Genomic DNA, 12,605 nt, shown 5'->3' on the forward strand with positions numbered 1-12,605 from the left:
TCCCGAATCCCGAATCCCGAATCCCGAATCCCGATTCCCGAATCCCGATTCCCGAATCCCGAATCCCGAATCCCGAATCCCGAATCCCGAATCCCGAATCCCGAGCCAGCGTCGCGCATCCTGAGACCGACGCCGACTATCCTGTCGCTCCAGAAGCGATTGGTTAACTGACGATGGCGAAGGCGAAAACGGCCTATGTCTGCGGCGAGTGCGGCGCCGAATACAACAAGTGGCAGGGGCAATGCACCGAGTGCGGGGTCTGGAACACGCTCAGCGAGATCGTGCTCGAAAGCGCCACGCCCGGCGGCAAAGCCTCGCCTGCGGCATCGCGGCGTAGCGGCTGGGCCGGCAAGGCCGAGGCGCCCAAGATCACCGCGCTCAAGGACGTGCAGCAGTCAGAGCAGGCGCGCGTGTCCACCGGCATTGGCGAGTTCGATCGGGTGCTGGGCGGCGGCCTGGTCGAAGGTGCGGTGGTGCTGATCGGTGGCGATCCCGGCATCGGCAAGTCGACGCTGTTGCTGCAGGCGCTGGCGAGCATGGCCAGCACGCTGCCGGTGCTGTACGTCACCGGCGAGGAATCGCTGGCGCAGGTGGCCGGGCGCGCGGTGCGGCTGGATCTGCCGTTGGAGGGCCTGAACGCGCTGGCCGAAACCGGCATCGAAAACATCCTGCAGCATGCCAGCGTGGCGCGGCCGAAGCTGATCGTGGCCGACTCGGTGCAGACGCTGTGGACCGAATCGCTGACCGCAGCGCCGGGCTCGGTCAGCCAGGTACGCGAGAGCGCGGCGCGGCTGGTGCGCTATGCCAAGGAGACCGGCACCGCGGTGTTCCTGGTCGGCCATGTGACCAAGGAAGGCGGCATCGCCGGCCCGCGCGTGCTCGAGCATATGGTCGATGCGGTGCTGTACTTCGAAGGCGAGAGCGGCAGCCGGTTCCGGCTGTTGCGCGCGTTCAAGAACCGCTTCGGTGCGGTCAACGAGTTGGGCGTGTTCGCGATGGGCGAGAAGGGCCTCAAGGAGGTCTCCAATCCGTCGGCGATCTTCCTGTCCGGTGGCAGCACCCAGCAGCCGGGCAGCTGCGTGATGGTCACCCGCGAAGGCACCCGTCCGCTGATGGTGGAGGTGCAGGCGCTGGTGGACGCCTCGCCGCTGTCCAATCCGCGGCGCGTGGCGGTGGGTCTGGAGCAGAACCGGCTGGCGATGCTGCTGGCGGTGCTGCACCGCCACGGCGGCATCGTGGTGGGCGACCAGGACGTGTTCGTCAATGTGGTCGGCGGCATCCGTGTGCAGGAAACCGCTGCCGACCTACCGGTGCTGCTGGCGGTGTTGTCCTCGCTGCGCGATCGGCCGCTGTCCGAGAAGACCATCGCCTTTGGCGAGGTGGGGTTATCCGGCGAGATCCGGCCGGTGCCCAACGGCGAGGACCGTCTGAAAGAGGCCGCCACCCACGGCTTCAAGCGCGCGATCGTGCCCAAGGCCAACGCGCCCAAGACCACCAGCATCAAGGGCATGGAGATCGTTGCGGTGGAGCGGCTGAGCCAGGCGCTGGAAGCGGCCGCCGAGTGATGCCGGTGCGGTAGGGGGAGCGACTGTCGGCACAGGCGTCGCTCTGCACGCGATGAGCTGACCCCGCACCCCCATGTAGTGGGCGACATGGCCGCCTGCGCCATGCCGGAATGACATCAATGAAGTTTCGGGCTGGCTGTCGCCAGCTCCGGTGACCGTCCGTCGGCCAGCAGGTCGCGATCTGCCATTCGTCGATAAGAAAACGTTTTCAGCGCAGGGCGGCTATGGCAACATGCGCGGCCCGTTGCACTGTGCACCGGATCACGGACAGCGCTCACTGCGCGTTATCAGGAGAAACACGATGGAATGGATGTTGTTGCCACTCAAGCGCTACGCCGACTTCAATGGCCGCTCGCGCCGCAAGGAATATTGGATGTTCATGCTGCTGCAGGCGATCGTCCTGCTGGTGTTGGGCGGCCTGTTCGGCATCGCGGCTGCACTGATGGGCGGCGAGAACGGTCCTGGTGCATTGGCGTGGCTGGTCGCTGCCGTCATCGGGATCGTGGTGCTGGCATTGATTGTGCCGAGCATTGCAGTGACCGTGCGTCGCTTGCACGACCAGGGCAAGTCGGGCTGGTTCTATCTGATCAGCCTGGTGCCTTATGTGGGCGGCTTCATCGTGCTGGTCTTCATGTGCCTGGAAGGTACGCCCGGCCCGAACGAGTACGGCGAGAATCCCAAGCAGTAAGCGGGTGCAAGGCCTGATCGAACAATGGCGCGGAGACTTCTCCGCGCCATTGTCGTTTCTGGAGATGTACGGTTGGCGCAGGCTGACCAACAACACGCGTGCGTTTGAGTGCCGGATTCGGCTCGATTGATGCGTTCTTCAACTGCCGGCAAAAACTTGGACGTCCTGCCAGGGTGTAGGAAGCAGTCGGCCGGCAATGCGCCAAGCTCTATTTGTATATTCAATACATTATTGAACTATTAACTGGGTGCGTTTCCACTCGACATGGAGCCGGCGAACAAGCTCTGCCAGTTAATGCCTGACCAGCTCAACGCACGGCAACGGCCGATTCACTGCCATGCAGGCGCCGGTAGCAGATAGCAAGCGCAAGTCGCCGCGCTTCGCTCTTGCAGGGCCGCATCGGTCAACAGGCCGCAGCATGATGGCCGGTGCTGGGGCTGACGACCTTGCCGGGCGTCGGTGCATCCTTGTCCTGCAGGGCAAGTTCCAGCTTGTACCCATGCGAATACACGGTTCTGATGCGCACCACGCCGCTGTGATTGCACAGCTGCAGCTTCTTGCGCAGCTTGTAGATGTGTTGCTCCATCGTGCGGTCGGTGAACTCGGTGTGGCTACCCCACACCGCCTTGGCCAACTGGCAGCGGCGGAAACACACACCGGGGCTGGAAAACAGCAGCCAGGCGATCGAGAACTCGCGTGCGGTCAACACGATCGGCTTGCCGTGCAGGTATACGGTATTTTCGTCGCGGATCAGCTGATAGGGGCCCACACTCAGCTGTTGGCTCTCGGGGCACGCCTCGGCCACCGGCGACAGCGCCAATGCTGCGCGCACATGCAGCTCGTGCGAATTGAAGGGTAGGGCGAGCACATCGTGTGCGCCGGCGCGGTACCAGGCCAGGATGTCGTGGGCACAGTCGAAACGCCCCAGCACGATCAGCGGCGTGGGATGGCCGCTGTGGCAGCGTTGCCAGGCCAGCAGCGAGCTGTCGTCCGACGCGACGCAGGTCGCATCGAAGATCAACAGCTCGCAAGGGGAATGCCGCAGCGAGCGCAGAAGTTCGAGTTCATCGGAAAACACCGCAAAACTCGGGGCCAGCGGTGCGAGGCTCGCGTTGACCTGCGATGCCAGACGCGCGTCCTGCGTCAACAGGAAAGCCGATCCGTGCTTGCCGGGAAGGTTGCCGTGCATCAGCCGGCCTTCCCATGTCTGCACACGTACCAGGCGTGCGTCGGATGCCTGTTGCGGACAGCAGGCGTCAATACAAAACCCACATGTAGAGATAAGTGCATCGCCATCGCCTTCGGCTGCCAGGGGATCCGACCTGGGGTCGGACGAATGGTATGTACCATTGCCGAGCCAGAAAGTTTCACTGCTGCGTACTTTTCTTCGGCTTTGGGTAGGCCGGCTTTAACGTACGCTCATCTAGGCGTAAAGCAGCTCTTACATCCAGGGCATGCGTCGTCAGTAACTAACAAAATTCCGACATTGCGCAACGCGCAGTCGGTCGACGCGGCGAGACGACGGGCGCGGTCGCGGAATCCATTCCAATTCGCGTCCAGGTCTATACCACGGTATTGCGATTTGCACGCGCTTGCAGCGCACATGGAATATCTGAGCGATCCGCCGATGCAGCACAACGGCGCGGCCATCGTTTGACGCGCATCTTTCATTTCCTGAAGTACCGCGCATGCGGCCATTGCAACGTCATGCCGGGACAGCACTGAAGCCGACGCAAGGCATGGGATTTGGTTGGCCCTGCCAATCTTCTCTGGCTGCCGCCCTGTCTTCAATACGGTTTCGCATGGCGTGCAATGTCCTATGCACGACAGCGCCGGCGGTATGCAAAAAGTGCCCTTTATCTGCATGCCGCATAACTGGGTTGGCAGGAGACAGAGTGAGGTTTTTTGATTTTCTTGGTGCCTTGGAGTGAGAAATTCCATTGGATCCGCTGCATACAATCGGTTGCGCCAGCCAGACCGGCGCATTGTTGTTTTTGCTCATCCCCCTATGAGAGAGCCCGGCATGATCCTTTCAACCTACTTCGCGGCGATCTCTGCGTTGTCGTACGCAGACCGTCTTCCTACCTATACAAGCAGGATGCTGGTTGGTGCCTGGCCGCAAGGTCTGCAACATCTTCAACAACGCCGTGACGGCCAGGCCGCCGCGGATGGCGCTGACGATGAAGTCGGCCTGCTCGGCGCCAGCGGCGACGCCTTGTTGATCCTCGAATACCAGGAGGAGGCCGAAGATGCCTACCGCCACGCCTTGAAGGCGATGCGCGGGCATCAGCGCCAATTGCGGTTGCTGTCCTGCCGCAATACCGCCTGGTTGATGCTGAGCCAGCGCCGCCTGAGCGCTGCATTGAACTGCTTTGCACAGCTGGCGATGGACCGCGAGACGCCGGCCTGCCTGTGCGGGGAGAGTCTGCTGGGCAAGGCGCTGACCCACTTTCATCTGGGCCAGAGCACGCTGGCGTTGCAGACGCTGGAGCGTGCCAACGACGTGCTGGCGGACCTGGACAGCGGCGCAACCGAGTGGCTGCGCATCGCCAATGCGCTGCGCCTGGACATGATTGCGCAGTTGCGCATCCGGCGCGCCGACCGGATGAGCGACCACGTGTTCTGGCAGGCCACGCTGCGCCAGGAGGATGCGGCGCACGCGTTCGAGCCCAACGAGCTGCGTGCCTGCATCGCCGACCTGGCCGAGAGCATGCCGGTGCTCGCACAGCGCATGCGCCACGTGCGCAATCTGCTGCGCATCGCCGGTGGCGACACCTTCGGTTTCGATGCGCAGATCGATGCGCTGCCGGCCGCCGCCACCGGTTGCCCGCCCTGCGCCCGGCAGGATGCGCAGGTGGAGCTGGCGCTTGCCGCATTGGCGGTAGGGCGTGCCGATCTGGCAGAGCGCGCCCTGGCCGGTGCGGGCCGGCACCACGCGCCGCGCTGGAATCTGGAGTTCGAGTATTGCCAGGCCAAGATCAGCCAGGCGCTGGGCAAGACCGAGCAGGCACTGCTGCTGTACAACCGCTATGCGCTGGGTGCGGTGCAGTGCCTGCGCAGCGAGGTACAGGCGCCGCGGCTGCTGGAAAGCGGCACGCCGGCGCATGTCAGCGACGACATCTCCGCGCGGCTGCCGGCCAAATACCGGCGTGCCTACGCCTACATGATCACCAATGCGCACCGCTCGGATCTGTCGATCAACGAGGTGGCCGCGCAGATCGGCGTCACCGGGCGCGCCCTGCAGCAGGCGTTCAAGTCCGCTACCGGGCTGTCGCCGACCCAGGTGCTGCGTCGTTACCGGATGCAGAGCATTCGCGACGAACTGCTGGCCGAAGGCGGCTGCGGCAGCGTGCTGCAGGCGGCCAGCCGCTGGGGCGTGGGCAGCCGCTCGGCGCTGGCCAAGGGCTATCGCCAGCACTTCAATGAGGCGCCGATGGAAACCCTGCAGCGCTAATCCGTTGCGCGCCACGGCCGGGCGTCGACGCAGGCCGTGGCGTGTCGTTTCCGAAGCGCATGCTGCAGTGGCGACCGAACGGCCGGCCAGCCATTGGAAGCCGTGAGAGTGCGGCGCGCGTGCGTACGACGTGGCTTGCGGCTATCCTGTTCGGCTCGCACTGCCACCCAGGAAGGCGCGTCCGAGGATGGGCGTGGCCGCCAAGGAAACGACGAACGATCATGCAAGATCACACCTCCGAGGCGACGGACGCCTCCCAGATCCGCCGTGCAGGCGTCGATCTCAACGGACTGATGTCCGTCCTCAGCAAGCATCTGTATTCCACGCCGGTGGTCGCGCTGCGCGAGCTGGTGCAGAACGCGCACGACTCGATCCTGCGTCGCCGGCTGGAACAACCCGACTGGCAAAGTGAATCGCGCATCGAAGTGCATGCCGACGCTGCCCAGGGCATCGTGCGCATCATCGACACCGGCGCCGGGCTGACCCAGCAGGAAATCCACGATTACCTGGCCACGGTCGGCGTGGGGTATACGCGTGGCCTGCGTCAGGGCGGGCATGAGGACAGCGGCCTGATCGGCATGTTCGGGCTGGGCTTTCTGTCGGCCTTCGTGCTGGCGCGCCGCGTCACCGTGCGCACCACCTCTTACCAGAGCCCGACGCTGGGGCATTGCTATATCTCCAGCAATGCCGAGCAATACACGGTGAGCCCGATCCCGGCGCGTGCGCAGGTCGGGACGGAAGTGGTGCTGGAACTGCACCAGGACTATCTGTCGTTGGCCCAGGAAGCACGGCTGCGCGAGATCCTGTCGCGCTATTGCGCGCTGCTGCGCGAGCCGATCTGGATCGGCTCCGATACCCAGGCGATCAACCCCGAGCCGCCGCCGTGGCGCATGCACGATGCGGTGCCGTTGCATCCGGTGCAGGCCTGGCGGCGCCAACGCGAGTTTGCTGCACGTTTCGAGCGCAACTTCGAACCCTTGTGCTGCATGCCGGTGCGCGCGGAGGAGGGCAGCGATGCGGTCGGCCTGCTGTGGGTGCAGGACGGGGCCACCTATGGCACCAGCGACAACCGCAATCTGTCGGTGTTCCTGCGCGGCATGCTGCTGGACGACAACGCGCGCGAATTGCTGCCGCCGTGGGCGGGCTTTATCGGGGGCGTGATCGAATCCAATCGCTTGACGCCCACCGCCAGCCGCGAAGACCTGCAGCGCGATGCCACCTACGCGGCCGTGCAGCACGCACTGTCCGAGGCGCTGGTGCAGGGCCTGGCCGATGTGGCGCGTCAGCAGCCGGAGGCCTGGCGGCGCATCCTGCTGCGGCACAACGAGGCATTGCTGGGCGCGGCCTTGTGCGACGAGCGTCTGTTCGAGTTGCTGATGGAACACGTGCGGGTGCCGACCTCGCAGGGTGACCTGCCGGCGCAGCAGTTGCCGGCGCGTGGTGCGGTGCACGTGATCCTGGACAGCGACAGCGGTTTCGAAGAAATGTTGTTCCGCGCGATGGGCGTGCCGGTGGCCTACGGAAATCGCTATGCGGTGGTGCCGTTCCTGCGCCGCTGGGCGCAGGCCAAGGGCGTGCGCCTGGTCGAGCTGGGCACCGAGCAGGGCAACCGGCAGTTGTTCCAGCTGGACACGCTGCCGGCCGACGAACTGGCCTGGCTGGAACAGCATCTGGGCGATGGCGAAGCGCTGGTGCCGGCGCGTTTCAGCCCCGAGGCATTGCCGTTGGTGGTGGTGCCCGACCGCGAGGCCGAACTGAAACGCCGCCTGGAGCAGGACGAGAACGACAAGCGCGTGTCCACCGCTGCGCTGCGGCTGGCCCGGCAGTTCACGGCGGGGATCGAAGCACGGCAGACCCAGCGGCTCTACCTGAATCTCGATAACCCGGCGTTGCAGGCGCTGCTGGCGGCGCAACGCGCCGGCAATCCGCAGGCGGCGGTGGCGGCACGGCTGCTGCGCTCACTGAAGGTGATCGTGTCGGCGCAGGGGCGCACCCAGCCGCAGCCCGGTGCCAACGCATCGGGCGGATCGGATTTGAATCGGGCCTTCGGCGATCTTGCCGAGGCCGTGACCCAATTGCTGGCACGCTGAGCGCCGCATCGAAGGAGCAACACGATGGAAATCTGGAACTGGGTGGAGAAGCTGCAGGACGATCTGGGCGAAGCCGGGCAGCCGCAGAATGCGCAACTGCTGACGCGCCTGACCGACCATATCTGCGACCTGCAGATCGAACGTGCCGAAGCGCTGTTGCCCGAGGCGCGTGCGCTGGGCAAGACGCTGGCCAATCCGTGGCTGGAGGTGTTCGTCGGGCATTGGGAAATGCGCAACCGGGTCGGCAACCTGTGCGAGGGCGAGCGTGCGCTGAGCGATGCGGTGACGCTGTTCGAACGCGCGCACCGCCCTGATGCAGTTGAGTGCCCGCAGTCGGTGTGCGTGACCCAGGATCTGGCCGCGTGCTACGCCAACATCGACGGTCCGGGCTGGGTGGAAGAGCGCATCGAGGTGTGCGAGGAAACGCTGGGCCGCATCGATCCGAGCTGGTCGTGCTACCAGTGCCTGAGCTGCGAAAAAGCCGATGCCTTGCTCGACGACGGACGCGGCGAGGCGGCGCTGAGTTATCTGGACCAGCAATCGCAGACCATTGTTGCGCATGGCGGTCAGATCTACGACGGCGTGCCGGACATGCGCATTTCGATCCTGCTCTCGCTGGGCCGCGCGGAAGACGCGCTGGCACTGATCGAGCAGCGCGAACGCGAAGCCGCGCGCGAAGGCGCGGAGTGGGCCAACTGCAGTCAGCCGCGGCGTTTGCAGAAAGCCCGCGCCTTGGCGATGTTGAATCGCGACGACGAAGCGCTGGAAGCGTTTCTGCCGTGGCGCGAGGTCGCGCCGCGCTATCGCCTGCACTGGTTGCGTGCGGTGGTGGTGCTGGTATCGCGCCAACCCGAGCGCAACACCTGGGATCTGGGCAGCCGCCTGCAGGTGATGCTCGATCATTACGCGCAGGTCGGTGCGCATCGCATCCTGATCGAGGCGGCCGAGATGGCGATCGGGCTGGCCTTGCAGCGTGGCGCGGTGTGGACCGCACGCCGCCACCTGGCGCTTGCGCGTGCGCACGTGCCCAAGTTGCGCCAGGACCGGGGCGCCACGCAATTGCTGGACGGTCTGGCCGTGCGCATCGAAACCGCACCGGCGGGCGAGCCGGCGCCGGTGCCCGCCGAGCAGTTGCTGGCATGGCTAGATGCGCAGGGCGAAGACGTGGCGCGTAACCCCGAGCGCGAGGCGCAGTGGTTGCTGCAGGCAGTGGCCGAGCGACCCGACGATGCCGAGTTGGTGGACACCACGGCGTCGGCATTGAGCGCGTGTGCGGCCGACGACGAGGCGATCGCGCTGCTGTGGGCCTTCGTGCAGCGGCATGCCGATCGCGAAACCAGCCCGACCTTCCGGCTGATGAATCTGCTGCTGGGCCGTGGCGACGAGGCCGGCCTGCGCCGGCTGGCGCAGCTGTATCGCCCGCTGGTGCCGGTGGCGGCGCTGTGGTGCGAGGCGCAGCTGGCCCAGCGGCTGGCCGATTGGCCGGCACTGGAGCAGGCCTGCACCGCGTTGCTGGAACTGTCGCCCGGCTCGCACGGTGCGCGCGGCTTGCTGGGGCGCATGTATCTCAATACCGGCCGCTTCGCCGATGCCACCGAGGTGTATCGACAGTTGACCGAGTTGATGGAAGAGCCGCGCTCGGCGCATTGGGATCACATGACCGCGGCCAGCGCGGCGCAGCAATGGGACGCAGTGCGCACCTCGGCGCTGGCGCTCGGCATGGAGCTGAGCAGCACCAGCGGCGTGGTCGAAGAAACCTGGGGTTGGGTGATCGTGCGCTGCGTGGATGACGGCGAGGCAGCCGAGTACTACGCGCGGCGCACCGGCCCGGTCACCGCGCGTATCGTCGAAAATGCACCGGCGCATCGGCGCCAGCATGTCGGCGACTGGGTGGTGTTCGATGCCGAACTGCTGTATCCGCCGCCGGAGGACGAGGCCGAGCGCGAGCGTTTCGTGCCGACCTATGCGCAGGTGCATGTGCTGGAGGCGGGCGGTTACGGCAGCAGCTGGCTGGTGGATGGCGTGCATCCCGGCGAGCAGGCGATCGAGGCCTTGCGCGAGGACATCGAGGCGCGTGGCTGGAAACTGTGGCTGCATAGCCGCGACGACTATCGTGTGGTCGATCCTGAGCACGCGGAGGCATTCGACCCGGAAGATGCGAGCACGGGTCTGCCGGGCGTGCTGTTCACCGTGGCGCTGCCGGAAGCGGCGGCGCCGCTGGAACTGCATCGCGTCCTGCTGGCCACAACCGCGCAGTGGGCGCACCCGATGTGCTGGCTGCGCCTGGCCGAGGCCTGCGATCAGGACCCGCGCCCGCATCTGGACGCAGTGGAGCGTTACGGGCTGTAGGGCGGCGATCAAGCTCGTCGCGCATTAGCTGCTGACGCGGCCGCCGCCGGGATTGGGGATTGGGCATTCGGGATTGGCATGCGTGGTTGCATGCCAACTGCTGGTATGTCGTCAGGAATGGTGGCGCTCGGAAGAACGTGCAGCTCATCTGGCTGTTCGCATTTCTTTCCGCAACCGATAGCAATCGGTGGTGCTTGCGCGCGTACCGGTGTGGGATCTTGAGCGGCATGGATGCCGCGCTGGAGCCTACACGGACGTACTTGCGGCGTGTCCCACGCCGGTATGCGTGCAAGTACCCTCGGCAGACCGAGGCATTCGCGTAGAACCGGTAAATGTCGTGCGCAAGACTGATGGGTGTGCGGAGGCGGTCGGCGGCGCGGCGTCGCATCCAGTGTCGGGACACGCCGTGAATCCATCCCTGGAGGCTCGGTGGCGGCATCGATGCCGCCACACGGTCCCGCCCCCGGACGCGACACCACGCTCCCAAGATTGCTACCGCTGATCGGCAAGCAATGCTTTCAAAGCACGTGTGGATGCCTGCGCAGTCCGTGGCCAATGCAAATCGGCAAGCCATCTATCCGCTGCCCCATCGTCAGCGATGGCGACATGCCGAAGCACCTACGGCCCAACAGGCTCTCCGCAGTTCTTTCAGCAACCGACAGCAACCGGTGGTGCTTGCACGCGTGCCGGCGTGGGACCTTGAGCGGCATGGATGCCGCGCCAGAGCCTACAGGGACGTACTTGCGGCGTGTCCCACGCCGGTACGCGTGCAAGCGCCCTCGGCAGACCGCAGCATTCGCATGGAACCGGCAGAGGTCTTGCACAAGATTGCCAGGTCTGCGGAGCTGGTCGGCGGCGCGGCGCCGCATGCAGTGTCGGGACACGCCGGGAATCCATCCATGGAAACCCGGTGTAAGCGCCCGCAGCAGACCTAAGCATTCGCCTGTACGGCTATCTCGCAGTGCATGGCAGCTGCCCGATCAGCTGCGCTTGCCGTAGCGCTCCAGCCAGTGCGCGTACGAGGGCGGCAGCACCCACGACGGGCGTTCTTCGCCCAGGGCCAGTGCGGCGTGATACGGCCAGTGTGGGTTGGCCAGGTGCGCGCGGCCGACCATCACCAGCTCCATCTGTCCGGCGGCGACGACGCGGTCGGCTTCCAGCGGATCGTCGATGTTCCAGGACGAGGCAACCGGCAGCTGCGCCTCGCGGCTGACCCGTTCGGCGTAAGGCGCCAGCAAGGCCGGTCCCCATGGAATCTGCGCAGTCGGGGTGCTGAAGCCAATGCTGACGTTGAGCAGATCCAGGCCGCCTTGCCTGAAGTTACGCGTCAGTGCGATGGCTTCCTGCAGGGTCTCTTCGTCGCGGCCATCGAATTCGATCACGCCAAAGCGTGCGGTGAGCGGCAGCTGTTCCGGCCAGACCGCACGTACGGCCTGCAGCGTTTCCAACAGGAAGCGCGCACGGTTGTCGGCCGTGCCGCCGTAGTGATCCTGGCGTTGATTGGCGTGTACCGAGAAGAAGCTCTGCGCCAGATAGCCATGGGCAAAATGCAGCTCCAGCCACTGGAAGCCGGCATCGCGCGCGCGCTGTGCGGCGGCGACAAAATCGCCGCGCACGCGGGCGATGTCGTCCAGCGTCATCTCACGCGGCACTTTGGGCAGGCCGCCGCCGAAGGCGATGGCCGAGGGCGAGATGGTGTCCCAGCCGCGCGGGTCGCCGTCGGGGATGTGGTCGTCGCCTTCCCACGGCAGGTTGGCACTGGCCTTGCGGCCGGCGTGGCCGATCTGGATGCCCGGTACGGCGCCGGCAGCGCTGATCAATGCCGCGATGCGCGCCAGTCCCTCGGCCTGGGCGTCGTTCCACAGGCCCAGGCACCCGGGGGTGATGCGTCCTTCCGGCGATACGCCGGTGGCTTCGACGATGACCAGGCCCGCACCGCCGCGCGCCATGCTGGCGTAGTGCACCTGATGCCACGCGTTGCTGAGGCCGTCGACGGCGGTGTACTGGCACATGGGCGGCACCGCGATGCGGTTGCGCAGGGTGACGTTCTTGAGTTGATACGGAGAGAACAGCGATGACATGGAGAGCGACCACCTGAGAAAAAGCAGGCTGCGATCAGACCACGCCCGGCTGCCGCGCAGACACCCTGCCGGTGGCACAGCGCGTTGCATGCGGTGCCGGTTGTGGACGAGCGGGCCAGCTGGCGCAGCGGGCGCGTCCGCTGGCATGGGATGCGCGCTTCCGACAGGTATGGGGCGGCGTCAGACGCGCTCTGCCCGCAAAACCATGACCACCGTTGCGTAGCGGTCGGCGGCTACACGCACGGCCGAGCCGGCGGTGGACGCCAACCGGCGGCCGTCGCGCCTGCAATCGTCGCGCCTGTGGCAAGGGAACGGGACGGCAGTTATCGCATCTTTCCAGGCGTGGTCGCGCTCACGTTCACCGCGTGCGCCGCAATG

At 65.8% G+C, this 12,605-nt stretch carries 7 protein-coding genes; 5 read left to right on the top strand and 2 right to left on the bottom strand.

Annotated elements, in window-relative coordinates; genetic code table 11:
- The first annotated feature begins 173 nt into the window (after positions 1 to 173).
- Positions 174 to 1,565: a DNA repair protein RadA gene (radA, locus tag ABQ039_RS06045; protein ID WP_016901522.1), complete on the top strand. Its 1,392-nt coding sequence runs from the start codon at positions 174 to 176 to the stop codon at positions 1,563 to 1,565.
- Positions 1,566 to 1,866: 301 nt separating this feature from the next.
- Positions 1,867 to 2,253, top strand: coding sequence for a DUF805 domain-containing protein (locus ABQ039_RS06050; protein WP_024940069.1), 387 nt, complete (start codon positions 1,867 to 1,869; stop codon positions 2,251 to 2,253).
- A 403-nt stretch (positions 2,254 to 2,656) separates the two neighbouring features.
- Here the strand turns inward: ABQ039_RS06050 and ABQ039_RS06055 are convergent, their stop codons facing one another.
- Positions 2,657 to 3,442: a response regulator transcription factor gene (locus tag ABQ039_RS06055; RefSeq protein WP_102581795.1), complete on the bottom strand. Its 786-nt coding sequence runs from the start codon at positions 3,440 to 3,442 to the stop codon at positions 2,657 to 2,659.
- A gap of 909 nt (positions 3,443 to 4,351) precedes the next feature.
- On the opposite strand from ABQ039_RS06055, the gene ABQ039_RS06060 reads away from it, so the two are divergent.
- The 3 genes from ABQ039_RS06060 (at position 4,352) to ABQ039_RS06070 (ending at position 10,146) form a co-directional block, all read left to right on the top strand.
- Positions 4,352 to 5,707, top strand: a complete 1,356-nt coding sequence (locus ABQ039_RS06060) for a helix-turn-helix transcriptional regulator (protein WP_024940067.1) — start codon at positions 4,352 to 4,354, stop codon at positions 5,705 to 5,707.
- Positions 5,708 to 5,928: 221 nt separating this feature from the next.
- Positions 5,929 to 7,797 carry an ATP-binding protein gene (locus ABQ039_RS06065; RefSeq protein ID WP_349778532.1) on the top strand — a complete coding sequence of 623 codons (1,869 nt, stop codon included), beginning with the start codon at positions 5,929 to 5,931 and terminating at the stop codon, positions 7,795 to 7,797.
- 24 nt (positions 7,798 to 7,821) lie between these two features.
- Entirely contained in the window at positions 7,822 to 10,146 is a 2,325-nt protein-coding gene (locus ABQ039_RS06070; protein WP_104608703.1) for a hypothetical protein, read from the top strand.
- 980 nt (positions 10,147 to 11,126) lie between these two features.
- On the opposite strand, the gene ABQ039_RS06075 is transcribed toward ABQ039_RS06070, so the two are convergent.
- Positions 11,127 to 12,227, bottom strand: a complete 1,101-nt coding sequence (locus tag ABQ039_RS06075; RefSeq protein WP_184379799.1) for an NADH:flavin oxidoreductase/NADH oxidase — start codon at positions 12,225 to 12,227, stop codon at positions 11,127 to 11,129.
- Between the last annotated feature and the right edge of the window lie 378 nt (positions 12,228 to 12,605).

It is taken from the genome of Xanthomonas sp. WHRI 6108 (assembly GCF_040202385.2).
GTDB classification, from domain to species: domain Bacteria; phylum Pseudomonadota; class Gammaproteobacteria; order Xanthomonadales; family Xanthomonadaceae; genus Xanthomonas; species Xanthomonas arboricola.